This is a genomic window from Pseudomonas sp. LBUM1660 (genome assembly GCF_059695935.1).
In genome coordinates, this window is sequence record NZ_CP166795.1 from 3606871 (window position 1) to 3632524 (window position 25654).

Annotated in this window: 25 protein-coding genes and 1 pseudogene; 16 read left to right on the forward strand and 10 right to left on the reverse strand. The window is 60.1% G+C overall.

The features are described from left to right. The first annotated feature begins 56 nt into the window (after positions 1–56). From ACA068_RS16830 to ACA068_RS16840, 3 genes are all read left to right on the forward strand, one after another. Positions 57–1019 (forward strand): 2-hydroxyacid dehydrogenase, encoded by a 963-nt coding sequence (locus ACA068_RS16830; RefSeq protein ID WP_497303335.1) that lies wholly within the window; start codon positions 57–59, stop codon positions 1017–1019. A gap of 144 nt (positions 1020–1163) precedes the next feature. Then, complete coding sequence (locus ACA068_RS16835) at positions 1164–2231, forward strand: phosphotransferase family protein (RefSeq protein ID WP_497303337.1); 1068 nt, start codon at positions 1164–1166, stop codon at positions 2229–2231. 44 nt (positions 2232–2275) lie between these two features. After that, the gene (locus ACA068_RS16840) at positions 2276–3043 is read left to right on the forward strand and encodes an SDR family oxidoreductase (RefSeq protein ID WP_219093920.1); all 768 of its coding nucleotides are present in this window, start codon (positions 2276–2278) and stop codon (positions 3041–3043) included. Between the two features lie 61 nt (positions 3044–3104). On the opposite strand, the gene ACA068_RS16845 is transcribed toward ACA068_RS16840, so the two are convergent. Continuing rightward, positions 3105–4652: a TerC family protein gene (locus ACA068_RS16845; protein ID WP_497303339.1), complete on the reverse strand. Its 1548-nt coding sequence runs from the start codon at positions 4650–4652 to the stop codon at positions 3105–3107. Positions 4653–5222: 570 nt separating this feature from the next. Between ACA068_RS16845 and ACA068_RS16850 the strand changes: the two genes are divergently transcribed. Further along, complete coding sequence (locus ACA068_RS16850; protein ID WP_497303341.1) at positions 5223–6338, forward strand: Gfo/Idh/MocA family protein; 1116 nt, start codon at positions 5223–5225, stop codon at positions 6336–6338. A gap of 486 nt (positions 6339–6824) precedes the next feature. Here the strand turns inward: ACA068_RS16850 and ACA068_RS16855 are convergent, their stop codons facing one another. The 5 genes and pseudogenes from ACA068_RS16855 to ACA068_RS16875 form a co-directional block, all read right to left on the reverse strand. After that, a complete protein-coding gene (locus tag ACA068_RS16855) occupies positions 6825–7079 on the reverse strand; it encodes a DUF1652 domain-containing protein (RefSeq protein ID WP_497303343.1) in 255 nt (84 codons plus the stop codon). Between the two features lie 195 nt (positions 7080–7274). Further along, positions 7275–8771, reverse strand: coding sequence for a helix-turn-helix transcriptional regulator (locus ACA068_RS16860; RefSeq protein ID WP_497303345.1), 1497 nt, complete (start codon positions 8769–8771; stop codon positions 7275–7277). Between the two features lie 205 nt (positions 8772–8976). Continuing rightward, positions 8977–10410 (reverse strand): FAD/NAD(P)-binding protein, encoded by a 1434-nt coding sequence (locus ACA068_RS16865; protein WP_497303347.1) that lies wholly within the window; start codon positions 10408–10410, stop codon positions 8977–8979. Positions 10411–10424: 14 nt separating this feature from the next. Further along, positions 10425–10694 (reverse strand): annotated as a pseudogene (locus ACA068_RS16870) (ATP-binding cassette domain-containing protein); the annotation flags it as partial. Between the two features lie 319 nt (positions 10695–11013). Continuing rightward, complete coding sequence (locus ACA068_RS16875; RefSeq protein ID WP_497303348.1) at positions 11014–11577, reverse strand: helix-turn-helix domain-containing protein; 564 nt, start codon at positions 11575–11577, stop codon at positions 11014–11016. Here ACA068_RS16875 and ACA068_RS16880 point away from each other — a divergent pair. The 7 genes from ACA068_RS16880 (at position 11572) to ACA068_RS16910 (ending at position 18933) form a co-directional block, all read left to right on the forward strand. Then, entirely contained in the window at positions 11572–12597 is a 1026-nt protein-coding gene (locus ACA068_RS16880) for a DMT family transporter (RefSeq protein WP_497303350.1), read from the forward strand. The two genes, ACA068_RS16875 and ACA068_RS16880, sit on opposite strands and share 6 nt — an antisense overlap. A 272-nt stretch (positions 12598–12869) precedes the next feature. After that, the gene (locus ACA068_RS16885) at positions 12870–15788 is read left to right on the forward strand and encodes a monovalent cation/H+ antiporter subunit A (protein ID WP_497303352.1); all 2919 of its coding nucleotides are present in this window, start codon (positions 12870–12872) and stop codon (positions 15786–15788) included. Further along, a complete protein-coding gene (locus tag ACA068_RS16890) occupies positions 15788–16132 on the forward strand; it encodes a Na+/H+ antiporter subunit C (RefSeq protein WP_007986256.1) in 345 nt (114 codons plus the stop codon). Before ACA068_RS16885 ends, ACA068_RS16890 begins: the two co-directional genes overlap by 1 nt. Further along, positions 16129–17814, forward strand: a complete 1686-nt coding sequence (locus ACA068_RS16895) for a monovalent cation/H+ antiporter subunit D (protein WP_497303354.1) — start codon at positions 16129–16131, stop codon at positions 17812–17814. The genes ACA068_RS16890 and ACA068_RS16895 overlap by 4 nt, the downstream gene beginning before the upstream one ends. Then, positions 17811–18299, forward strand: coding sequence for a Na+/H+ antiporter subunit E (locus ACA068_RS16900; protein ID WP_497303356.1), 489 nt, complete (start codon positions 17811–17813; stop codon positions 18297–18299). Before ACA068_RS16895 ends, ACA068_RS16900 begins: the two co-directional genes overlap by 4 nt. After that, positions 18296–18574: a K+/H+ antiporter subunit F gene (locus tag ACA068_RS16905; protein WP_007935991.1), complete on the forward strand. Its 279-nt coding sequence runs from the start codon at positions 18296–18298 to the stop codon at positions 18572–18574. Before ACA068_RS16900 ends, ACA068_RS16905 begins: the two co-directional genes overlap by 4 nt. Next, positions 18571–18933, forward strand: a complete 363-nt coding sequence (locus tag ACA068_RS16910; RefSeq protein WP_010459660.1) for a Na+/H+ antiporter subunit G — start codon at positions 18571–18573, stop codon at positions 18931–18933. Before ACA068_RS16905 ends, ACA068_RS16910 begins: the two co-directional genes overlap by 4 nt. Before the next feature lie 126 nt (positions 18934–19059). Here ACA068_RS16910 and ACA068_RS16915 read toward each other — a convergent pair whose 3' ends face one another. Further along, entirely contained in the window at positions 19060–19497 is a 438-nt protein-coding gene (locus ACA068_RS16915; protein WP_497303358.1) for a DUF3995 domain-containing protein, read from the reverse strand. Positions 19498–19592: 95 nt separating this feature from the next. Between ACA068_RS16915 and ACA068_RS16920 the strand changes: the two genes are divergently transcribed. Both ACA068_RS16920 and ACA068_RS16925 read left to right on the forward strand, forming a co-directional pair. Beyond that, on the forward strand, positions 19593–19979 hold the full coding sequence (locus ACA068_RS16920) for a DUF2946 domain-containing protein (protein WP_497303359.1): 387 nt from the start codon (positions 19593–19595) through the stop codon (positions 19977–19979). Between the two features lie 89 nt (positions 19980–20068). Next, positions 20069–22216, forward strand: coding sequence for a TonB-dependent receptor (locus tag ACA068_RS16925; RefSeq protein WP_497303361.1), 2148 nt, complete (start codon positions 20069–20071; stop codon positions 22214–22216). Positions 22217–22287: 71 nt separating this feature from the next. On the opposite strand, the gene ACA068_RS16930 is transcribed toward ACA068_RS16925, so the two are convergent. The 3 genes from ACA068_RS16930 to ACA068_RS16940 form a co-directional block, all read right to left on the reverse strand. Continuing rightward, entirely contained in the window at positions 22288–23304 is a 1017-nt protein-coding gene (locus ACA068_RS16930) for an ABC transporter substrate-binding protein (protein WP_497303363.1), read from the reverse strand. 117 nt (positions 23305–23421) lie between these two features. Further along, entirely contained in the window at positions 23422–23625 is a 204-nt protein-coding gene (locus ACA068_RS16935; RefSeq protein WP_403097083.1) for a hypothetical protein, read from the reverse strand. Next, positions 23625–24095 carry a hypothetical protein gene (locus tag ACA068_RS16940; protein ID WP_042932119.1) on the reverse strand — a complete coding sequence of 157 codons (471 nt, stop codon included), beginning with the start codon at positions 24093–24095 and terminating at the stop codon, positions 23625–23627. The genes ACA068_RS16935 and ACA068_RS16940 overlap by 1 nt, the downstream gene beginning before the upstream one ends. A gap of 410 nt (positions 24096–24505) precedes the next feature. Between ACA068_RS16940 and ACA068_RS16945 the strand changes: the two genes are divergently transcribed. The 3 genes from ACA068_RS16945 (at position 24506) to ACA068_RS16955 (ending at position 25516) form a co-directional block, all read left to right on the forward strand. Then, positions 24506–24754 (forward strand): hypothetical protein, encoded by a 249-nt coding sequence (locus ACA068_RS16945; protein ID WP_497303365.1) that lies wholly within the window; start codon positions 24506–24508, stop codon positions 24752–24754. Positions 24755–24913: 159 nt separating this feature from the next. Further along, positions 24914–25144: a hypothetical protein gene (locus ACA068_RS16950; RefSeq protein ID WP_010459643.1), complete on the forward strand. Its 231-nt coding sequence runs from the start codon at positions 24914–24916 to the stop codon at positions 25142–25144. Between the two features lie 132 nt (positions 25145–25276). Then, positions 25277–25516, forward strand: a complete 240-nt coding sequence (locus tag ACA068_RS16955; RefSeq protein ID WP_497303367.1) for a DUF2789 domain-containing protein — start codon at positions 25277–25279, stop codon at positions 25514–25516. Positions 25517–25654: the final 138 nt, after the last annotated feature.

The following is a 25654-nucleotide window of genomic DNA, read 5'->3' on the forward strand; positions in this document are numbered from 1 at the left end:
CAGCAATCTGAAGCAACTTTCGAGAACCGACATTCCGATGCCCACAGGAGCCCAGCATGCCTGCAACCGTTCTGGTACTGGTTGAAACCATCAATGATTACTTGCCGATTCTCGAACATCAGGGCTTTCACCTGATTCTGGCCCCGACGCCGGCCGAGCGCGCCGCCGCCATCACACGGCATGGCCCTCAGATTGATGCGGTATTGACTCGCGGTCCATTGGGCCTTTACGCCGATGAAATCGCCGCCCTGCCCAACCTCAAAATCATCTGCGTGATCGGCGCCGGTTACGAACACGTCGACCTGCAAGCCGCCGCCGACCGAGACATCACCGTCACCAATGGCGCCGGCGTCAACGCCTCTTCAGTCGCCGACCATGCCATGGCGATGTTGCTGGCGCTGGTTCGTGATATTCCCCGTTGCGACGCCGCTGTACGCCGTGGCGAGTGGCCGAAGATCATGCGCCCCTCCCTGGCCGGCAAACGCCTGGGGATCCTCGGCCTCGGCGCGGTCGGCATGGCCATTGCGAAACGCGCTGCCGGCTTCGACATGACCGTGAGTTACCACAACCGCCAGCATCGCAGCGACGTCCCTTATACCTTCTGCTCGACGCCCACCGAACTGGCCCGTGCTTCGGACTTTTTGATCGTTGCCACGCCCGGCGGCCTGGGCACCAGACACCTGATCAATAAACACGTCCTCGACGCCCTGGGCCCCAAGGGGTTCGTCGTGAACATCGCTCGAGCCTCGGTGATCGCCACGGCAGATCTGGTCAGCGCGCTTGAACAGCGACGCATTGCCGGTGCCGCCCTGGATGTGTTCGATGCCGAGCCTCATGTGCCGGATGCATTCAAGGCGCTGACCAACGTGATCCTGACGCCGCATGTCGCAGGGTTGTCTCCGGAGGCCACGCAAGGCACCGTGGAGCTGGTGGGTCGCAACCTGGTGGCATTCTTCTCCGGCAGTCCCGTGTTGACGCCCATTGCCCTGCCGGCCTCACCGAGCAACGTTGCGCCCTGAGGGTCATTCAAACAGGTGTATCAAAAGCAATGATTGCCCGGCAACACGCTCACCTATAAGGGCCGTTCGTGGTTGTGGGTGCCAGGTGCGCGCATTAGATTAGCCAATAATCGCAGGCCTCCAGAATAAGCAGAAGGGATAAGCATGGCGCTTACTGACCAGTCCACCCGTATCCGCACCGGCGAAGAACTCGACGCCAGCCTGATCGATCCGTACCTCAAGGCCCATATTCCGGGCTTGAGTGGCTTGCCTCAGATCAGCCAGTTTCCAGGCGGTGCGTCGAACCTGACCTACCTACTGGAATACCCGGAGCAGGAGTTCGTCCTGCGTCGGCCGCCGTTTGGCCACAAAGCCAAGTCCGCACACGACATGGGCCGCGAATTTCGCATCCTCAATCAGCTGCGTGACGGTTTTCCGTATTGCCCCAAGGCCTATGTGCACTGCACCGACGAATCGGTGATCGGCGCCGAGTTCTACGTGATGGAACGGGTCAACGGGATCATCCTGCGCTCTGAACTGCCACCGGAACTGGGCCTGGACTCGGCGCAAACCGAAGCCTTGTGCAAAAGCTTCATCGACAAGTTCGTTGAACTGCATCGGGTCGACTACAAGGCCTATGGCCTGGGCGACCTGGGCAAGCCCGAAGGCTATGTGGCCCGGCAGATCAAGGGCTGGAGTGATCGCTACGAAAAAGCCCTGACGCCGGACGCGCCGAAGTGGGAAGCGGTCAAGGCCTGGCTCAACGACAAGATGCCGGCCGATCACCCGACCTCCAGCATCGTCCACAACGACTACCGCTTCGACAATGTGATCCTCGACCCGAACAACCCGATGCAAATCATCGGCGTGCTCGACTGGGAACTCACCACCCTCGGCGACCCGTTGATGGACCTGGGCAACACCCTCGCCTACTGGATCGAAGCCGCAGACCCGGCGCCGGTGCAACTAATGCGTCGTCAGCCGAGCCACGCCCCGGGCATGCTGACCCGCCGCGAATTCGTCGATTACTACGCCGAGCGCTCCGGCATCCAGATCGACAATTTCGACTTCTACTACACCTACGGCCTCTTCCGCCTGGCCGGCATCGTGCAGCAGATCTACTACCGCTTCTTCCACGGTCAGACCCAGGACAAACGCTTCGCGCAGTTCATTCACATGAACAAACTGCTGGAGCAGATGAGTTTGCAGGTCATCCAGAAATCCAGCCTTTGATTACGCCCCTGGCCCGATAACAAGACTTTTTATAAAGGAATCCCATGTCCAAGACTCAGTTGTTCGACCTCGACGGCAAGATCGCTTTCGTCTCCGGCGCCAGCCGTGGCATCGGTGAAGCCATTGCCAAACTCCTGGCCCAGCAAGGCGCCCACGTTATCGTCTCGAGCCGCAAGCTTGACGGCTGCCAACACGTGGCCGACGCCATCATCGCCGCCGGCGGCAAAGCCACCGCTGTCGCTTGCCACATCGGAGAAATGGAACAGATCAGCCAGGTCTTCGCCGGCATCAAGGAACAGTTCGGGCGCCTGGACATCCTGGTCAACAACGCCGCGACCAACCCACAGTTCTGCAACGTACTGGACACCGACCTCAGCGCTTTCCAGAAAACCGTCGACGTCAACATCCGCGGCTACTTCTTCATGTCGGTCGAAGCCGGCAAACTGATGCGCGAAAACGGCGGCGGCAGCATCATCAACGTCGCCTCGATCAACGGCATCTCGCCGGGCATCTTCCAGGGCATCTACTCGGTGACCAAGGCCGCCGTGATCAACATGACCAAGGTGTTCGCCAAGGAATGCGCGCAGTTCGGCATCCGCTGCAACGCCCTGCTGCCTGGCCTGACCGACACCAAGTTCGCGTCGGCCCTGGTGAAGAACGACGCGATCTTGAAGACCGCGTTGCAGCAGATCCCACTCAAGCGCGTAGCGGATCCGAGCGAGATGGCCGGTGCGGTGCTGTACCTCGCCAGCGATGCGTCGAGCTACACGACCGGGGTTTCGTTGAATGTGGATGGCGGGTTCTTGTCCTGATTTACGGCTCAGATGAACAAAAGGCAGCCTCAGGGCTGCCTTTTGCCGAGCAAGTCCCGGCTCACTCTTTACGCAACAGCACCCTCGTCACACGCCGCTCTTCGACCTCGACAACGGTCATGCTCCACTCCTGCCAATTGAGCTTGTCTCCAATGACCGGCAGACGATCCAGCAAACTCATGACCAACCCTGCGAGCGTCTGATAGTCATCGGTCGCTTTAGCCTGGAAGCCAATGTGTTCGCGAATCTGGCTGAGATTCAGCGCACCGCTGACTAGGAAACCTCCCTCCTCGGCAACGATGTTCGGGCCTCCAATTTCACTGGCATCCGGCAGCTCACCCGCGATGGATTCGAGGATGTCAGTCATGGTCAGAATACCCATGAAGTCACCAAACTCGTTCACCACGAAAGCGATGTGAGTCGACTCTTTGCGCATCTGTTCCAGTGCGTTGAGAATCGTGAAGCTGTCCAGCAAGTTGATGGCCTGGCGGGCAATGGTTTCAAGGTTGGGCTGGTTACCGGCCAACAGCTCTTTGAGCAGCTCCTTCTTGTGGACGAAGCCCAAAGGCTCATCAACGCGTCCCTCGCGGATCAACGGCAATCTGGAGTACGGCGAGTGCATCAGCAAGGTGCGGATGTCTTCTGCGGAATCGGCCAGGTCAATGTGGTCGATTTCCGCACGTGGGGTCATGACCCCGCGTATCGGGCGTTCCGCCAACTGCAGCACGCCACTGATCATGACGCGCTCCCGTCGATGGAAAACCTGCTCGGCGTCTGCGCCTGACAGCATGTCAGCGATTTCCTCGCCGACTTCATCGGCCCCCAACTTGTGGCCACCCAGCAAACGCAAAACGGCATGCGCGGTACGCTCACGCATAGGGCGATGACCTTGGACGCTCTTCTTGCGGCGTGAGCGAGCCACCTGGTTGAACACTTCGATCAGGATCGAGAAGCCGATCGCTGCGTAGAGATAGCCTTTCGGAATGTGGAAGCCAAGGCCCTCAGCGGTGAGGCTGAAGCCGATCATCATCAAGAAGCCCAGGCAGAGCATGATGACGGTGGGGTGCCCGTTGACGAAGTTGGTCAATGGCTTGCTCGCGATGATCATCAAGCCAATGGAGAAAATCACCGCGATCATCATGATCGACAAGTGTTCCACCATGCCCACGGCAGTGATCACAGCGTCCAGCGAGAAGACGGCATCCAGCACCACAATTTGCGCAACGATAGGCCAGAACATCGCATAGGCCGCATTGCCTGAACGTTGTGTCACATGCCCTTCAAGTCGCTCATGCAATTCCATGGTGGCCTTGAACAACAAGAACACACCACCGAACAGCATGATCAAATCCCGACCCGAGAACGTCTTGTCGAAGACCTCGAACAAAGGTTCGGTCAGGGTGACCATCCAGGAGATGCTGGCCAGTAAGCCAAGACGCATCAGCAACGCAAGGGACAGCCCGATGACACGCGCACGATCCCGCTGCTCTGGCGGTAGCTTGTCAGCCAGGATGGCAATGAACACAAGGTTATCGATACCGAGCACCAGCTCCAGCACGATCAGGGTCAGCAGGCCAAGCCATGCCGTGGGATCAGCAATCCATTCCATAGGAATTATTCAGTCTCTCGTAGAGTGGGGGCGAATGAGTGAATGGCAGGGACACACGAACGCCCGCTCGACGGAGCGGATTTGATGTTCAGGGCGAAAGGCACAAGAAAGAAAGGTTTCACCGAGCGTCGGCAAGGAGGTGAAGCCTTGGAGATGACACGGGACGTCTTGCAGAAGGACATCGCCGAGCGACCTGCAGCAGGGATTTCGAGGTCAAGCGATATTAGAAAACGAGACCTGCGCCGAATAGCGGAGACCGAATTGAAACAGGGTGTGGATTGAAAATAGCGACTGGGAGGCTCCAGAAGGGTGTTCATATAGACCTGAAATAAATTGGGGATGAGATCCTACAATGTTTCGGATCGCCTCATACGAGACGATTTATTTCAGAATCTGACAGAGCGGCAGTAGAGATCGGGAATGGCGGTGCACCGAATTTTGCCAATAGCGCCTCGCAACCTCTCCGAAACAAGGCCGACAAACGAATTATTATTCCACTAATTGCATTTGGAGAATTTATATTCCATAAATAGCCTTCCAAAAACAAAAACCCCAAAAAGGCCCCCAGCTATGCGCGAACTCGGTATTGGACTCATCGGCACAGGATTCATGGGCCGCGCCCACGCCCTGGCCTTTCGCAACGTCAGCGCGGTGTTCGAGCTCCCACTGAATCTCAGACTGGCCGCCCTCGCCGACGCCGATCCACACCGCGCAAGGCACTGCGCCGACGCCTGGGGTTTCGAAACCGCTCACACCGACTGGCAACAGCTGATCGATGACCCGAAGGTCAATCTGGTCGCGATCACCACACCCAATCACCTCCACTACCCCATGGCCATGGCCGCCCTCGCGGCTGGCAAAGCGGTGTATTGCGAGAAGCCTCTGGCGGTGAATCTGCAGCAAGCCAACGCCATGCGTCAGGCCGCCAACGCCGCGGGCGTCGTGACGCGGGTGGGTTACAACTATCAGCACAACCCAATGATCGGGCTGGCCCGGGAGCTGATCGACAGCGGCAAACTGGGGCAGATCATCAGTTTTCAGGGCGAATTCAGCGAAGACTTCATGGCCGATCCTGCTTCACCGTGGTCGTGGCGCTGTGATGCTGAGCACGCGGGCGGCGCGCTGGCGGATCTGGGCAGTCATTTGCTGGCAATGGCGCGCTATCTGGTGGGCGATGTCGAATCGGTGTGCGCCGACGCTCAAACCGTACACCGGCTGCGTCCTGCGACGGCTGGCAGCCAGGAGCAACGTAGCATTGCGGTCGACGATCAGGTCCACGCGCTGCTGCGGTTTGCCAACGGCGCACGCGGTACGTTCAGCAGCAGTTGGCTCAAGCATGGCTACAAGAACCACCTGAGTTTCGAGATCAGCGGCACGGAAGGCACGCTGGCGTTCGACCAGGAGCGCTTGAACGAGCTGCGGCTGTATCGCGCCGGCCAGGACGGCTTCCAGCGCTTGCTCGCCGGGCCGAACCTGCCGGGTTACGCGGCATTCAGCCCGGCTGCGGGTCATCAGTTGGGGTACAACGAACTCAAGACGCTGGAAGTACATGACGTGGTGATGGCCCTGGCCGGCCTTTCACAGGGTGGGACTGACTTTGAGCAAGCGTGGGAAGTGGAACGTCTGGCGACAGCGATCCGGTTGGCGGCAAGCGAATCACGCTGGGTCAGGATCGAGGACGTCTGAGGTTCAGGCGCCCACGGGTTTCGGCACCGGTGAGGGTGCCGGGTCAAATCCGTACTCAACGCGACGAAGAAAGCAACGATGCGGTCGCTCAGACCTACTGAGTGACGCAACGGGTCAGCGTCGTTTGCCGGGTCACTTCCTCCGTCACTCTCGCGTCGCCCATCACATCGGTTTGTTCATTGGTTTCACACGTGCGCTGCGGTACAGGCGGTGGAGCGGCGGGCGGTGGAGGTGGCGGACTGGCGCAACCGCTGAGAATCGCTACGCAGAAGGCGAGCGACAGAGGCGAAAAAGCACGTTTCCCAAGGCTGTTCATAGGCTGTCTCGCGATAAGTCATCGACACTTTCCGCGACCCGACACCCCTGCCGCGAAGCCGCGGACTGGTCACAGAAAATAATACCCTCGCATTTCTTATAGTCTAGTCAGCTGCCAATGCCAGCAAATGAGGCACTTAGCCCCTTTTCAACGCTGAAAAACGACAGTTCCTACGAAACTGCATCCGACCGCCGATCCAGACTATTGCTCTCAAGCTCATAACGCAGCTCCTCAATCAACGCCGTAACCGCTTCCGGGGTCCTGAGGTGCGCGACATTCAACCCACTGACCACCAGATCCACCTGCCCCGACACCGGGTGATACAGTTTCACCGTCACCGAGTTGTCACCCGATACGCTGCATTCACAAGCCAGCGGGGAAAAGTGCTGTTCCAGTTGCGCGCGCAATTGCGTCAGATAAATCATTACGATTCACCCATGGGCCGGCTGACCCCATCGACTGAAAACCTGTTGAATTGGCCAAGCATGCGACTGTTCCTTAAGCTTTTTCGTAGAGGACACGACACCGGTCAAGGACCCGTGTCGCACCCTTACAGACTAAGAATTGTCAGCGCCCGCCAGAACATCTATTTGCACTGCCCCATCTAGTGCATTTGCACCTTATCGCTGCCCCTTCGGCCTCCACTCGCTGGAGAACAAACCGCGCTCCCGCGCCCACACAATCGCCTCGCTGCGACTGTGCACATCAAGCTTGGAATACACCGTCGACACATGATTGCGCACCGTGTTCGGTGCCAGTTTCAGGCGTGCTGCGATTTCCTTGTCCGCCAGGCCTTCGCAGATCAGGCCGAGCACATCGCGCTCGCGGGCGGTCAGGTCGGTGAAGGACACGCTGGGCAACTGCGGCGAGTTGATGTTCTTCACGTTGGCGAGTTTTTCGATCAGCGTGCGGGTAAACCAGGAAGCGTCTTTCATCACCTCCTCGATCGCCGACACCAGCTCCAGTTCGGTGCGCTTGCGTTCGGTGATGTTCATCAACACCAGCAGGTAGCACGGGTTGTCCTGAATGTTCACGGTGTCGGCCGACACGGTGCAGTCAATCAAGGTCGAGTCTTTACGGCGGACTTTGACGTCAACCCGATCCAGGCTTCCGGCCTTTTCCAGTGCCGCAAACAGGCGGGTGCGCGCGCCTTTGTCGTCGATAAAGTCGAGCTCGATAACGGTTTTGCCAAGCACTTCTTCACTGGGGTACGCGAGAGTGTCCAGGAAGGCTTCGTTGACGTCGATCACCACCTGATCCCGGGCATCGCAGACCAATGTCGGCACGGGCGTCAGGCGAAACGCCTTGGCAAACCGCTCCTCGCTCTGGCGCAGGGCAACCTCGGCCTTGTACCGCGGCTCCATGTCAACGAAGGAAAACAGCATGCAGTCTTCCTCGTTGAACTCCAACGGTTGACCGGCGACGATCACTTGCTTGCTGCCGCCGTCAGGCAATTTCAGCTCGGCCTGCATCTGCGGGATCGTGGCGTGCTTGCGTAGACGCTCGATGGCCAGGTCTTTTTTTTCGGCCCCATCCAGAATGTCCAGCTCATAGGTCGAAACCCCGATCACCTGGTCGCGGGTATAGCCGGTCATTTCCAGGAAGCCCGCATTGACCTTGATGTAACGCAAATCGCTGAGACGACAGATCACCGCCGGTGCCGGATTGGCGTTGAAGGTCTTTTCGAAACGCTGCTCGGCGCTGGCCCATTCCGTGACATCGTCCATGATCAACACCAGCGACTCCGGCTCGCCGGCGCTATCGGCCAGCACCATGCTGCGCACGTTGTGAACCCAGGTGCGATCTTCGTCGTCAGTCGGCGTCACCTCAACCAGCACATCGGCGAACGTCTCGCCCTTGGCGACGCGGCTGAGCGGGTAGTTTTCCGGCGGTACCGGGTGATTATTGCGATAACGCAAGGCAAAGCGCTTGGCGTACTCCCTGGCATTGACACCCAACTCGCCGATCCGACTGACGCCATGCATCGCCAACGCGGCGTCATTGGCCCACAGGATGGTCTGATCGAGCTCCAGCAGAATCACCCCATCGGACAAACCGGCGATGATCTGCTGCAACTGACGGCGATTGGTTTCGGTGGTCAGGACGTCCTGGCTCATTGGATCTCCAAGGTTGCGGCGGCGCAGTGACGCGCCGCCCTGTGAAGACTACGACCGCAGGGGGGTGGGATAGTGCAAAGCACCTGAAGCGGCCTTGGCTGCGCAGCCGTTGTGAAATCAGGCTATGCGGTGTTTCAGGTAAACCGCGATCACAGGTTTTACGACGGCTTCGCCGCCGAACGCAGCCGCGCAAGCTCGACAGCGGCTACAGCGACCGGGCGAGTCGTTCGGCGAGGGCTTTGGCCTGGCTGGCCACGTCGGTGACGGCCGTGCTTTCCCACCACATGCCGCGCAACGGCGGGCCCATGGCGAACAGGCGTTGGGCGACCTGTCCGTCAGCGTCCAGCACAGCGCCATCAACCGCCGCTGCAATCCCCAACGCCAATGGCCCCGGACGAATCAACCCGCGCGCCAGCAGTTGCTGCGGCAGCGGTCGGGCCACCCGGCGCCAGTCGTATTCGATGCCGCTGGAATTGATCAACGCCGCGCCGCTGACCACCGTGCTTTCAACCTCGCCACGACGGCGGATGCGGATGCTCACCCGCCCCTCGACCGTCGATTCCAGCCCTTTGAACGACGCCGCCTGAATCCGCAACCGCCCTTCCTTGTGCAGCCGTGCCACCAGCTCGGCACTCAACGGCGGCGAGCGGTGGTGATGGCTTTCCCACCAGGGCCTCACGTGCCGCACAAACTGTCGACGCTGTACGTCCGTCGCCTGATTCCACAACCGGCCAATATGCGCCCGCACCGTGTCGAGCGGTGCCTGCCAGTCGATGCCTTGAGCGATGGCGTCCTGGCAATGCCGGCGCAGTTCGCGCACCAGCTGACGAGGCGTGCGAAGGCTCGGATCCTCGGCGAGAAAATCCCCCCAGGCCGGCGGTTGCCGGCGCACGTGCGGCAGCAAGCCGTGACGGGAGAACACTTCGATCGGCCCGCGATGCCCGGCCTGCTCCAGCGACACCACGGCATCGACCATGGTCAGCCCCGAACCGATGATCAACACCGTCGACTGCGGGTCCAGCTGGTGCATGGCCGCGACATCCCACGGATCCAGCGCCGCCGCGTTCAAACCGCTGGATTCGGTCTGCGGTGTGCGCGCAGCGGGAAACATCCCCGTGGCCAGTACCGCGTAAGCGCCTTGCAAACGTTGCCCGTCACTCAGGGTCAGCAGCACCGAGTCGTCCCGGGTTTGCAGATCAACCACCTCGGCCCGCACATGCTCGACCGTTGAACCGTTCACCGCCCCCACCGCTTGCGCCTCTGCCAGACGCTGCTGCACGTACACCCCGAACAGGCCCCGGGGCGGGAACAACTCGCTGACTGGCAAATGTTGCTCATCGGACTCCGGCCAGCCACCCGCCGCGATGTGCCCGGTCAGCCATTGGGTCAGGTCGTCGGCGTTGTCCGGGTCAACACTCATGCGCGCGGCATTGCCGTTGAGCGTATGGCCCAGCTCGACCGCGCTGTACGCCTCGCCCCGGCCGAGTTCGGCGCGCGGCTCGATCACCAGCACCGAACGCTGGCCAGGCAATCGCAACAACTGCGCCGCCAGCATCGTGCCGCTAAGGCCGCCGCCGACGATCAGGATGTCCGCATGGCGGATGGCGTCGGTCGCCTGTGCGCGCTGGGTTTGAGTCATGGCGTTCTCACCGGTCAATGTTTGCCTGAATAGAAATCGTGCAGATCGCCCCGCGCCAGCAACGACTCGCTGCTCCCGGACAGCACCACTCGGCCGGTATCGAGGACGTAGGCCGTCGATGCGTAGTTCAGTGCCACGTTAATGTGTTGCTCGGCAATCTGGAAGCTCACCTGCTCGTCACGATTGAGTTGCGCGACGATCTCGAAAATCTCCTGGACGATAATAGGCGCCAAACCCATGGAAGGCTCATCAAGCAGTACCAAAGTAGGACGCGTCATCAACGCCGGTAAAGTAGAACGTCTTGTCGTCGATTTGTGCCGTGTCTTGATCGATGCGAATGCGGGTTTCGAAAGCGCCAGTTGTTGCTTTTGGATTGGGAGAAAGCACTGCCGAATCGGAAGCCCTTCAGGACGTTGCCGAAGTCATGATTGCGCTGGAGTTGTCATGAGCCGACTCCGGGATTCTGGTGAATACACCAGAGCTTCAGCAGACGTCGCACCTTAACTTGATTCGGTTATATTTCAACAGGTTAGGATACTTATCAGATAAACACTTGCAGCTTAAAAACAGTAATGTATTTGTCCTGTGTTGACCGGCGAACAGTCAGATCACCACGTTACGAACGAACCGCGCAGCCACCGGCCCATCGTTGCGATAGGCATGGGGCTGGTTGCTGGGGAACATGAAAAACTCACCGGCAGCAATGTGCTGCGGCGTATCGCCCAGCATCAACGTCAGGCAGCCTTCGAACACATAGATCTGCTCACTCCACCCCTCCGCATCCGGTTGCGACGGATAAACCTCCCCCGGTTGCAGGCACCACTCCCACTGTTCCACCTCGCGGGTGGCGGTGGCCTTGGACAGCAAGACGGCTTTGCTGCCAGGAATTTTTCCGGCCCAGGCCACTTCGTTGATGCGGCTCGGGTCGCGGGCATCCGGGGCTTGAATCAGATCGCTGAACGCCACGTCCAGCGCTTCGGCCACGCGGTCGAGGGTGGTCAGGCTGACGTTCTTCTCGCCGGCCTCGATCGCCACCAGCATGCGCCGGCTGACCCCGGACTTTTCGGCCAGCGCGGCCTGGCTCATGTCGGCGGCATGGCGCAGGCGTCGGACGTTCTGGCTGACGTGCTGAAGGACCGAAGCCCGCGGGGTAGAATCTTTGTGCACTATATTGCTCACTCGGTGGGGTTGGGCAGTATACTGCGCAACATTCGGCGCATTGTGCGTCGCCCTCAGGTAGCGCGCAAGGTCATGACGTCTGTGAACGCCTCTCCCACTTCTCCCCGTTTCTCGCGGTTCAGCAAGGCCGAGTGCGTGCTGGTGCTGATCACCATGGTCTGGGGCGGGACATTCTTGCTGGTGCAGCATGCAATGACCGTCAGCGGACCGATGTTTTTTGTCGGCCTGCGCTTTGCCGCAGCAGCAATCATTGTTGCGTTGTTCTCCTGGCGTCACCTGCGAGACCTGACCCTGTTCGAACTCAAGGCCGGTGCCTTTATCGGCGTGGCGATCATGCTCGGTTACGGCTTGCAGACCGTGGGTTTGCAAAGCATTCCCAGCAGTCAGTCGGCGTTTATTACCGCACTGTACGTGCCCTTTGTGCCGTTGCTGCAATGGCTGGTGCTGGGGCGGCGTCCGGGGCTGATGCCAAGCCTCGGGATCATGCTGGCGTTTACCGGGTTGATGTTGCTGTCCGGGCCTGCGGGCGCTTCGTTAAATTTCAGTCCGGGTGAAATCGCCACGTTGATCAGTGCGGTCGCGATTGCGGCGGAGATCATTCTGATCAGCACCTATGCCGGTCAAGTCGATGTGCGCCGGGTGACGGTGGTGCAACTGGCGACCACCTCGGTGCTGGCGTTCCTGATGGTGGTGCCGACTCAGGAAGTGATTCCGGATTTCTCGTGGCTGTTGCTGTGCAGCGCGTTGGGCCTGGGTGCCGCGAGCGCGGCGATCCAGGTGGCGATGAACTGGGCACAGCAGAGTGTCTCGCCGACTCGGGCGACGTTGATTTATGCGGGTGAGCCGGTGTGGGCCGGGATTGTCGGAAGGATCGCCGGGGAGCGGTTGCCGGCGATTGCACTGGTGGGTGCGGGGTTGATTGTGGCGGCGGTGATTGTGAGTGAGTTGAAGACCAAGGGTAAAGCGGCTGCGACCGAAGAAGAGTTGGAACAGGAAACCCAAGGTTAAGCTTCAAGATTTTCAGTGCCTGCCATATTGCCTTCGCGGGCAAGCCTCGCTCCTACAGATTTTGTGTCGATACCCGAACTTGCGAACGACGCAAAACCCGTAGGAGCGAGGCTTGCCCGCGAAGGGGCCGGACCTGCCAAAAACATACCTTTCAAACAGTGTAAATCAGGCTTTTCCCATCTACCTTTGTAGGATTCTGCGACAGCTTCGCGTTTGGTGATCCGGGAGCTGGCACGTATGATGCTTCACAAACTTCCGCAGATTAGAAGCCTATGTCCCTGATAGTTCTACTGCTTCTGCCGTTTATTGGCAGCTGTCTGGCGGCTTTGCTGCCACACAACGCGCGTAATACCGAATCTTTGTTGGCTGGCCTGGTGGCGTTGATTGGCACCATCCAGGTTGCCCTCTTGTACCCGCAAATCGCCGACGGCGGCGTCATTCGTGAAGAATTCTTCTGGTTGCCCAGCCTGGGCCTGAACTTCGTTCTGCGCATGGACGGCTTCGCCTGGCTGTTCTCGATGCTGGTGCTGGGCATCGGCACGCTGGTCTCTTTATACGCCCGCTATTACATGTCGCCGGACGATCCGGTGCCGCGGTTCTTTGCATTTTTCCTGGCGTTCATGGGCGCGATGCTCGGGCTGGTGATCTCCGGCAACCTGATCCAGATCGTGTTTTTCTGGGAGCTGACCAGCCTCTTTTCCTTCCTGTTGATCGGCTATTGGCACCACCGCGCCGATGCGCGACGCGGCGCCTATATGGCGCTGATGGTCACCGGCGCGGGCGGTTTGTGTTTGCTGGCGGGGGTCATGCTGCTCGGCCATGTGGTCGGCAGCTATGACCTGGACAAGGTCCTGGCCGCCGGCGATCTGATTCGCGCACATGCCCTCTACCCTATCCTGCTACCCCTGATCCTGATCGGCGCCCTGAGCAAAAGTGCGCAATTCCCCTTCCACTTCTGGCTGCCCCACGCGATGGCGGCACCGACACCGGTCTCGGCCTATCTGCACTCGGCGACCATGGTCAAGGCCGGGGTGTTTCTGCTCGCGCGGCTCTGGCCGTCGCTGTCCGGCAGTGAAGAATGGTTCTACATCGTCAGCGGCGCCGGGGCCTGCACCCTGTTGCTCGGCGCGTACTGTGCGATGTTCCAGAACGACCTCAAGGGTTTGCTGGCCTACTCGACCATCAGCCACCTTGGCCTCATCACCTTGTTGTTGGGCCTGAACAGTCCGTTGGCCGCCGTGGCCGCGGTGTTCCACATCCTCAACCACGCCACGTTCAAGGCCTCGCTGTTCATGGCCGCCGGGATCATCGACCACGAAAGCGGCACCCGTGACATCCGCAAGCTCAGCGGTCTGATCAAGCTGATCCCGTTCACCGCCACCCTGGCGATGGTCGCCAGCGCCTCGATGGCCGGTGTGCCGCTGCTCAATGGCTTCCTCTCCAAAGAGATGTTCTTCGCCGAAACCGTGTTCATCAACGCCACGGCCTGGGTCGAGATGACCTTGCCGATCGTGGCGACCATCGCCGGTACTTTCAGCGTCGCCTATTCGCTGCGCTTCACCGTTGACGTGTTCTTCGGCCCGACCGCCACCGACCTGCCCCACACCCCGCACGAACCGCCGCGCTGGATGCGTGCGCCGGTGGAACTGCTGGTGTTCGCCTGTTTGGTCGTGGGGATTTTCCCGGCGCAAGTGGTCGGCCCGCTGTTGTCCGCGGCGGCCCTGCCTGTGGTGGGCGGCACCTTGCCGCAATACAGCCTGGCGATCTGGCACGGCTGGAACGCGCCAATGATCATGAGCCTGATCGCCATGTCCTGCGGCATCGTGCTCTACCTGCTGCTGCGCAATCAGCTCAAGCGCGGGCGTTTCAAATACCCACCGCTCATTGGCCGCTTCAACGGCAAGCGTCTGTTCGAACGTAGCCTGGTGGTCATGATGCGCCTGGCCCGTCGGCTGGAACGGCGGATCAGCACCAAGCGCCTGCAAACCCAATTGTTCCTGGTGGTGCTCGCCGCCGTGCTGGCCGGGTTGATCCCAATGCTGCACAGCAGCTTGAGCTGGGGTGACCGGCCGAAGATTCCGGGTTCGATCGTGTTCGTGACCCTGTGGCTGCTGGCGATTGCCTGTGCCCTCGGCGCGGCGTGGCAGGCCAAGTATCACCGGCTCGCGGCCCTGACCATGGTCAGCGTCTGCGGCCTGATGACCTGCGTCACCTTTGTCTGGTTCTCGGCGCCAGACCTGGCATTGACGCAACTGGCGGTTGAAGTGGTGACCACGGTGCTGATCCTCCTCGGCCTGCGCTGGCTGCCGCGACGGATCGAAGAGGTGTCACCACTGCCGAGCACCCTGCGCAAGGCGCGTATCCGTCGTATCCGCGACTTGTTGCTGTCGACCGTCGTCGGTGGCGGCATGGCGTTGCTGTCCTACGCGATGCTGACGCGCCAGACGCCCAACCACATTTCTTCGTTCTACCTCAGTCGCGCCCTGCCCGAAGGCGGCGGCAGCAACGTGGTCAACGTGATGCTGGTGGACTTCCGTGGCTTCGACACCCTCGGTGAAATCACCGTGTTGGCGGCCGTAGCCCTGACCGTCTTCGCCTTGCTGCGCCGCTTCCGTCCGCCGAAAGAAAGCCTGCAATTGCCGGCCCAGCAACGCCTGCTGGCGCCCGACGTGGTCACCGACCTGGTCAACCCGCGCCAGGCCAGCGACACCGCGCTCGGCTTCATGATGGTCCCGGCGGTGCTGGTGCGCCTGCTGCTGCCGATTGCCGTGGTGGTGTCCTTCTACTTGTTCATGCGCGGGCACAATCAACCGGGTGGCGGTTTTGTTGCCGGGCTGGTGATGTCGGTCGCCTTCATCCTGCAATACATGGTCGCCGGCACCCAGTGGGTCGAGGCGCAAATGAGCCTGCGACCACTGCGCTGGATGGGCACCGGCCTGCTGTTCGCCACGGTCACCGGACTCGGCGCGATGGCGGTCGGGTATCCGTTCCTGACCACCCACACCTGGCATTTCGAATTGCCGGTGCTGGGAGACATTCACGTCGCCAGTGCGCTGTTCTTCGACATCGGCGTGTACGCCGTGGTAGTGGGTTCGACGCTGTTGATCCTCACTGCCCTCGCTCACCAATCGGTCCGGGGTCACAAGACCGCTGCCCTGCCCAGATCCGTCGCCACCAAAGGAGCCGTCTGATGGAAGAAGTCATCGCAATCGCCATCGGCGTCCTGGCCGCGTCCGGCGTCTGGCTGATTCTGCGGCCACGGACGTTTCAGGTGGTGATGGGCCTGTGCCTGCTGTCCTACGGTGTCAACCTGTTCATCTTCAGCATGGGCAGCCTGTTCATCGGCAAGGAGCCGATCATCAAGGACGGCGTGCCGCAGGACTTGTTGCATTACACCGACCCCTTGCCGCAAGCGCTGGTGCTGACCGCCATCGTGATCAGCTTTGCCATGACCGCGCTGTTTCTGGTCGTGCTGCTGGCCTCGCGCGGCTTGACCGGGACCGACCATGTCGATGGCCGGGAGCCAAAAGAATGACTGCGATGACGCACCTGATCGCCGCACCGATTCTGCTCCCGCTGCTGACCGCCGCCCTCATGCTGATGCTGGGCGAGAAACATCGGCCATTAAAAGCCAAGATCAACCTGTTCTCCAGCCTGCTGGGCCTAGGGATTTCCGTGCTGTTGCTGCAATGGACGCAAACCACTGGCGTGCCCGGTTCGATCGGCGTCTACCTGCCGGGCAACTGGCAGGTACCGTTCGGTATCGTGCTGGTGGTCGATCGCCTGTCGGCGTTGATGCTGGTGCTGACCGGGATCATCGGCGTCAGTGCCTTGCTGTTCGCCATGGCGCGATGGGACGGCGCCGGTTCGAGTTTCCACGCGCTGTTCCAGATTCAGATGATGGGCCTTTACGGCGCGTTCCTGACGGCGGACCTGTTCAACTTGTTTGTGTTTTTTGAAGTGTTGCTGGCGGCCTCTTATGGCCTGATGCTCCACGGTTCGGGTCGGTCACGGGTGTCGGCGGGTTTGCATTACATCTCGATCAACCTGCTCGCCTCGTCGCTGTTCCTGATCGGCGCGGCGCTGATCTATGGCGTCACCGGCACCCTGAACATGGCCGACCTGGCGCTGAAGATCCCGTTGGTGCCCGAAGCCGATCGCGGCTTGCTGCATGCCGGCGCGGGGATTCTCGCGGTGGCGTTTCTGGCCAAGGCCGGGATGTGGCCGCTGAACTTCTGGCTGGTGCCGGCCTATTCCGCCGCCAGCGCGCCGGTGGCGGCGATGTTCGCGATCATGACCAAGGTCGGCGTCTACACCTTGCTGCGCTTGTGGACCTTGCTGTTCTCCGGCCAGGCCGGGGCGTCGGCGTACTTTGGCGGCGACTGGCTGATCTACGGCGGCATGGCGACCATCGTCTGCGCCGGCGTGGCGATCCTCGCCGCACAACGGCTGGAACGCATGGCCAGCCTGAGCATTCTGGTGTCGGCGGGGATTCTGCTGTCGGCCATCGGCTTTGCCCAGCCGAACCTGATCGGCGCGGCGCTGTTCTACCTGGTCAGCTCGACCCTGGCATTGAGCGCGCTATTCCTGTTGGCCGAATTGATCGAGCGCTCACGTTCGGCCAATGAAATGCCGCTGTTCGACGACGGCGACCTGCTGCCTCGGCCGATGGAGTCCCTGCAACCGCCCAAAGGCATCAACCTCGATGACGAACAGAAAGCCGTGGTCGGCCAGGTGATTCCCTGGACCATGGCCTTCCTCGGCTTGAGCTTTATTGCCTGCTCGCTGCTGATTATCGGCATGCCGCCGCTGTCCGGGTTTATTGGCAAACTCAGCTTGCTGAGCGCCCTGCTCAACCCGCTGGGGTTGGGCAATAGCACCGATGTGCCGGTGTCGAACGCGGCGTGGGGCTTGCTGGCGTTGCTGATCCTGTCCGGGCTGGCGTCGTTGATTGCCTTCTCGCGCCTGGGCATCCAGCGTTTCTGGACACCCGAAGAGCGGCCATCGCCCTTACTGCGCCGCTTCGAATGCGTGCCGATCATCGTCCTGCTGGGGCTGAGCGTTGCGCTGACCTTCAAGGCCGACCCCCTGCTGCGCTACACCCAGGCGGCCGCTGATGCGTTGAACAACCCGCAGCAATACGTCATGGCGGTGCTGGGTACGCGTGTGGTGCCGAGCCCGGAAGCCAAGGCGGCGATGCTGGAGGTACAGCCATGAAGCGTCTTTTTCCGGCACCGTGGTTGTCGCTGGCATTGGGGCTGTTGTGGCTGGTGCTGAACCTGTCGATGAGCCCCGGCAACCTGTTGCTCGGCGCAATATTGGGGTTCTGCGCGCCACTGATGATGCGCAAGCTGCGGCCGCTGCCGATCCGCATTGGTCGTCCGGGGGTGATCCTGCGTTTGTTCTTCCTGGTCGGTCGCGACGTGTTGGTGTCCAACCTCGTCGTGGCCTGGAGCGTGCTCAACGCCGGTCGCCGTCCACCGCGCTCGCGCTTCATCAAGGTGCCGCTGGACTTGCGCGACGCCAACGGCCTCGCGGCGCTGTCGATGATCTGCACGGTGGTCCCCGGGACGGTCTGGTCGGAGCTGGCGCTGGACCGCAGCATCCTGTTGTTGCACGTGTTCGATCTGGATGATGAAGCGCTGTTTATCGAGCACTTCAAGGCGACCTATGAGCGCCCCTTGATGGAGATCTTCGAATGAGCGAATTGCTGTCGAACGCGATCCTGCTGAGCCTGTTCATTTTTTCGCTGGCGATGATCCTGACCCTGATTCGCCTGTTCAAAGGCCCGTCGGCCCAGGACCGGGTGCTGGCGCTGGACTACCTGTACATCATCGCGATGCTGATGATGCTGGCGCTGGGCATTCGGTACGCCAGTGACACTTACTTCGAGGCGGCGCTGCTGATCGCCCTGTTCGGCTTCGTCGGCTCGTTTGCCCTGGCCAAATTCCTGCTGCGTGGCGAGGTGATCGAATGAACGCGGAACTGTCTCTGTGGGTTGAAATTCCGGTGGCGATCCTGCTGGTGCTCGGCAGTCTGTTTGCGCTGATCGGCGCCATTGGCCTGGTACGGATGAAGGATTATTTCCAGCGCATGCACCCGCCGGCACTGGCCTCGACCTTGGGGGCGTGGTGTGTGGCGCTGGCCTCGATCATTTACTTTTCGGCGCTCAAGTCCGGGCCGGTGCTGCACGCTTGGCTGATTCCGATTCTGTTGTCGATCACGGTGCCGGTGACCACATTGCTGCTGGCGCGGGCGGCGCTGTTTCGCAAGCGCATGGCGGGGGATGATGTGCCGGCTGAGGTGAGTAGTCGGCGCACAGAAAGCGGGAGTTAATTCAGAAGAATTGTGTTGGATGTCAGGGCCTCTTCGCGGGCAAGCCTCGCTCCTACAGGATCGTGGGAAATCACCAACGTGTGGTCGACCCAAAACCCGTAGGAGCAGGCTTGCCCGCGAAGCTTTTCAGATCCAGGCGACGGCTAACAACCCGGCCCCCAACACCACACACAACGGCGAATACGCCCAGGTGTCGAGCCGGGCAAACTTCGAATCCTTGACCTGTTTGAAGAACCCGATCAGATTCGAATCTCCAATCGCCCGGGCAAACATCAGCATCGCAATGGCGCTGATCACCCATTGCAGAGACCGGTGATGCACCGTCGGCAAGTACAGCCCGACCCGCAGGCACACCAGCATCGCGATCAACAGCAACCCCACGGCTACCAGCAACGTGGTAAACCCTGACGGCTTGAACGCCGGCCTGGATCCTGCGCCGCCCTCCTTGGGCACTCGCGGCACCGCCGCCTCGCTTCCCACCTTGCCGCCCGCCGCCCAGTACAGGTGGACCAGGCTGATCAAGAGGAAGATTGCTGCAATCCATTGCGCGACCATTAGGCTCATATTCAGACATCCAGCGTGAAATGTCGCAGCAGGATGAACCTCATTGAACGATTTTGTAAGGGTATTTGTCATCGACGGTGGTAAAGTGCCGCTCCATGAAACTCGCCCGAACTGACCGCACATTGATGGCCTGGATGCTTTATTGCTGCGTCCTGTTCAACGTGTTTGCCTGCAGTATCGGTCACGGGCAAATGGTCGGGATGCAGCTCAATGGCGTCGGCGGCCAGTTCTGTTCGGTTGATCCGGCCACCCAGGCGCCGGCCTCAACGAACACATCCGAAGACAACCTGCCGACCCTGTCCAAAGCCTTCGGCTGCCCGCTATGTTCCACCGGCGGCATGGGCCCGGCGCTCAACTCCAGCCTGACCCTGGCGATCCTCCCAGAGCAACACAGCCCGCCCTTGGCCGTCGTCGCCAATGCCGACCTCCCTGACCGCTTCACCTGGCCCTCGGCCAATCCTCGCGCCCCGCCTTTCGCCTGAATTTCTTCGCCTTTTCCGATCAGCCCACCGCGTCAACGCGTGGCGTTTGCCTGTGCGCTGTTTCCTAGACAAGTATTCAGGATTCCTCGATGAAACATGCTTCTTTGTTAGTAAGCCCTCTGCTGGCCAGCCTGTGCGGCTGCCTGTCTGTAAACGCCTGGGCGCAATCCACCGTCGACCTTGCACCCATTACCATTGATGGCGAAGCGACGGCTGAGCCGGGGTTGAGTCTTGATCAATCCAGCGGCATGGCCTCGCGTCTGGGCCTGAGCGTGCGTGAAACCCCCGCCTCGGTGGCCATCGCCGACCGCAACGACATCGAGCGCCACGGCGCGCAAAACTTCCAGGACGCCGCCAACACCTTGCCCGGCGTCAATGCCAGCGCACCGCCGGGGTTCGGCGGGTTCATCTCCTACCGCGGTTTCACCAGCAGCCAGATCACCCAGATGTTCAACGGCATCAACGTCTCCAGCGGCCTCGCCCGGCCGGTGGATGCGTGGATTTACGATCGGGTCGAGCTGGTGGGCGGCCCATCGTCGCTGATCAATGGCGCCGGCTCCGTGGGCGGCTCATTGAACTACGTGACCAAACTCGCGACCCGCGAAGAGCAAGCGATTGAAGGTCGCGTCAGTTATGGGACTTATGACACCACCGAGACCGCGTTCGGCCTCAACCACGCACTCAGCGAAGCCGGCGCCGATGTGCAGCACTATGCGCGTCTCGACGTCAGCCACAACACCGGCAATGGCTACATCGACCGCCAGGAGCGCGATGCCTGGAGCGTCGCGTTCTCGCTGCTCAGCGACCTGACGCCCAACCTGTCCCACACCCTGGCGCTGGAATATCAGGATGAGCACGAAGACAGTCCATACTGGGGCACGCCCGTGCTCAACCCCAAGGCCGGCGAGCTGAAGATCGACAAGCACAACCGCTTCAACAACTACAACGTTGAAGACGGTCGTTACGAGCAACGCACGATCTGGGTTCGCTCGATCATCGACTACCGGATCAACGACAGCACCACCCTGCGCAACACCCTGTACCACCTCGACAGCCAGCGCGATTACCGCAACCTGGAAACCTACCAGTACAACGCCGACAACAGCGCGGTGAACCGCTCCACTGTGTATCAGGTCCGGCATCAGGGCGAGCAGAACGGCAACCAGTTCGAACTGCGCCACGACAACACGCTGCTTGGCCTGGACACCACCTGGTCTGGCGGTTTCGAGTACAAGGTCAACCAGACCACCAACTCGCCCTTGAACGTCAAAGGCGCCAGCACCGTCGCCCCGAACAACTTTCAGCCGGGGCACTTCTATGACATCCCCGGCACCCGACCGGGTTTTGTCAGCGACAAGACCAACGAGGTCACCACCAAAGCCCTGTTCGCCGAAAACCGCCTGGCGCTGACCGACAAACTGGCGTTACTGACCGGCCTGCGTTATGACGACATCGACCTGGACGTGACCAACCACCGAGTCGTGACCGCCAGCAATCCCCGGCACCTCAAGCGCAGCTGGGAGCCGGTGACCGGCCGGGTCGGCCTGACCTACCAGTTCATTCCGTCCGCCAATGTCTACGTGCAATACAGCACCGCCGCCGAACAGCCCAACGGCACGCAGGATTTTGACGTGTCCACGGGTAAGCAATGGGAAGTCGGCAGCAAGCTCGATTATCTGGACGGGCGCGGTTCGGCAACGGTGGCGGCGTACACGATTGAGCGAAAGGATTTCGCAGTGACCGATCCACTGGACCCGACTCTCAGCATTCCAGTGGGTGAGCAGACGTCGAAGGGCATTGAGTTGGCCAGTTCGTTGCGGATCACCGACAAGCTGTTGGCCGAGGGCAACTTCGCGTGGGTTGATGCGCAATACGACGAGTTCACCGAGAAGAATGCGGCCGGCGTGGTGGTTTCACGCAAGGGCAACACGCCGACCAACGTGCCGGACCGGGTCGGCAATCTGTGGCTGACCTATGACTTCGCGCCGCAATGGCAAGGGGGTGTCGATGCGCGTTATGTGGCCTCGGTGTTCGCCGACAGCGCCAACACCATGACGGTGCCGTCGTACACGCTCTACGGCACGTTCCTCAGATACAAGGTCGACCGGCACACCACCGTCACCGGCCGGGTGCGAAACCTGACCAATGAGGTGTATGCCGAGTTTGCGCATGTGTCGCCGGCGTATTACCTCGGGACACCGCGGACTTTTGAATTGGCGGTGCAGACGCGGTTTTAAAAGCATTGTCGGAATGCCACAGGATCAGATGCCAGGCACTAATCCTGTGGCAAGCTCCCTCGCCACAATAGTCACTGGAGGCTGGCGGAGACCTTATCCGCCACATCCTTCGGCACCCACGCCTGCCACACCTCAGGATGCGCCTTCATGAACGCCTCCGCTGCCTGACGTGGCGGGGTGTGTTTTTCGCTCATTTCAGCCAGTGCCTTGTTCAAGGGGTCGATCGGAAAATCGACCTTGCTGAAGAAGTCGGCAATCTGCGGATACTGCTTTTGAAAAGGCGTAGACACGCCAATCGACAGCTTCGAGGCCAGCGAGCGCGTCGGTTTCGGATTGGGGTTGTCAGCGTCCGTCAGGGTTTTCCAGGCTTCGGCGTCAAAGGGCGGCTCCTCCAGCTGAATCAGCTTGAAGCGCCCGAGCAACGGCGTCGGTGACCAGTAGTAAAACAGCACCGGCTTGCCGCGACGGATCGACGAACTGATCTCAGCATCCAGCGCCGCCCCGGACCCGCTGCGGAAATTCACATAGCTGTCGTTCAGGCCATAAGCCGTGAGTTTCTGTTTGTTCACCACTTCCGATGTCCAGCCAATCGGGCTGTTGAGGAAGCGTCCCTTGCCCGGGCTTTCCGGATCGCTGAACACATCCTTGTACTTGGGCAGGTCGCTGACACTGCGCAAGCCTGGGGCCAGTGGCTTGATGCCCTTGGCCGGGTCGCCCTTGATCACATATTCGGGCACCCACCAGCCTTCAGTTGCACCCTTGACTGTATCGCCCAGGCTCGCGACTTTGCCTTCGGCTTCAGCCTTGACCCAGACAGGGCTGCGACCGGCCCACTCCTCGCCAATGACCTGAATGTCATTGTTGGCCAATGCGGTTTCCAGGGTGATGGTGGTCCCGGGCAAGGTGTCGGTCGGCAAGCCGTAGCCCTTCTCGACGATGATCCGCAGGATGTCGGTGATCAAGCTGCCACTTTCCCAGTTCAGGTCGGCGAAGTGGATCGGCGCCTGTGCCGCGGAGACCGGAACGGGTGAGCTCAACACTCCCAACGTGGCCAGGGCAACGGCCAATAACCGTCGAAATCCTTTCATGCTTTTGCACCTCGTGCTGTTCACAGCAATAGCAGGATGGCCTGACAGAAGACCGCAAGCCTCTGAATACTCAGTCAACTGACTGTAGTAGAGGTTCCTGCTTTCGAGGGGTGTGATTTAATTTTCGGAAGTTTCCTGCAAGCGTGCCAGCTCTCTTCTTACCATGCTGGCGTAGGCCGCCGGGCGCAGCGTGTAAATCTGTGACGCCACCCACGTCAGCCAGCCTCCCTGCAGAACCGCCTTGTGCTCGAACAGTCGCCGGGCTTCGACGTGCGCACTGGCTTGGTTCTGTTCGTGGAAATCGGCGCGGGTCAGGGTCATTACTCACTGGCCTTGAACGTGATCAGTTCGCCTTTGCGCCACTTGGCTGCTTTAGCGGTCACGGCTTTCAGGGTTTTGGTCAGGCCTTCCTGCAACTGCTGGTGCGCAGCGAAGACCATCACCACGCTATGACCTTCCTTGAACACAATCGCGTGACCCTCTGCGGTGGTGACAAAGGCGTAATCGCCCAGCCCGTAAACCGTCAGTTTGATTTCACGGAACTTGATGTCGAGCTTGCCGCCTTCACGACTGGGCAGAACCGAAGCGCTGAAATGATCGCCGACCTTGAGCTTGAGCCCTGGCTTGTCATCGACCACCAGCGCCTCTTCGGTGTCGATCTCGGCGATGTAAATGCCTTCAGCGTTCTGTTCGGTGATGTAAACGAAACGTGACTGAAACTGTTTAACCAGCTTTGCGCGCAAATCACCCAGCACGAACAAAGCATGCATATCGAGATTACTTACTGCCAAGGAAACATCCCCACATCTGAAAATGATGCCGCACGCAGAAAAAGCGCACAGCAGAATAAAGCGGCTATGCCGAAGTGTTGCCGTAAGACCCGGGTTGAAATCTTGAGCCGAGCAGAGCGCTCATGCCTCGCGAGGTCAGTGAGATTACTGGAATATCACTCGCGCCGTCCTCTGTGAAAGTCGTCAGATGTTGAAGGAAAACGCCCTTCTTACAGCCAGAGGAAACCGGATTACCAACTTTAGGGAAAAAACTCTCTAAAAAAAGCACTTTTCCGACATATCGCAAGTAAAAAATTGCTTTAGATGAACACCATTCGCCAGCCAATGATGCTGATTCTAGAGCAGCGATGCTCACCGAGACTACCCAAAACGACGTACACACGTCGGCAAAACAATGAAAAGGACTTCACATGTGCACCATGACTCACTTCGCTTCCCCTCAGGCAACGCGCGCGAACAGCTGCACCCACTTGCACCCCGCGGTGTTCCAGCCGCATGAATTTCAGCCTGAAAGCCTTCTGCTGCCACGCTTTCAGGTCGTGCTGGCCGGTAACGCTTTCTTCCATATCAAGGAAATTTCCACGGGTCGTGTAAGAGGTTTCCGCGGCAGCCATAACGAAGCCTGCGCACTTGCCCGCTCGCTTGAGTCTCGCATCTGACGCGTTCCCCTGCATTCATGTCTATAGACGTTTCGTCATGCCGGCGACTTAACTCAGCCGCCGGCAGGCAACTACTGCCATACTGCCCGACCAATAAAATCCGTCCCCAGGACGGACGGCGTTCAACACAACACTCTATTTCCAAGGGAAGGCAGCTACGTGACGGAATTTGATATCGGTGAATTTTTTATCCGGGGCGAAGCCAGAGAGGTCGAAGGCGAATTCCAGGCAGTCATTGTCATGCGTGCCAAACCACCGTTGACCACGGTGACGTATCACCAGGTCGAAAAAGATCGCTGGTTCAAGACCTCCGACGTCGCCGCCATCGCCGCCAAAGAGGCTGCCCAGGCCCTGAAAACTGCTGTCGATGAAGGTGCATTGAAAGCCTGATCGCCGGATTTGCAGTCTATGCTCTCTCCTGCTTCCCCACATCGCAATCGAACTCCTGAAGCGCGGCCCCCTCAGATGCAATGAAGCCGCACCTCAGATATCGCACTCGACGCGACCCGCCAGGAGATGAAGATGGATTCACCTACACACGACTTGAAAGGTTTGTTCGACCAGCTCGGTCTGGACTCCAGCGAGAAAGCCATCGACGATTTCATCGCCAGCCATTCGCCTTTGGCCAACGACAAGAAACTCATCGATGCCGATTTCTGGACGCCACAACAATCCGGCTTCCTCAAAGAACAATTGCGTGAAGATGCCGATTGGGCTGGGGCGGTCGACGACCTGAACTTGCGTATGCATCAGGTTCACTAGCCCGCCTGTCTTCCGTCAGCGATAAACCTGTGGCGAGGGAGCTTGCTCCCGTTGGACTGCGCAGCAGGCCCGTCTTGGGGCCGCTACGCAGCCCAGCGGGAGCAAGCTCCCTCGCCACAGTTGAGTTTCAGACTTGCT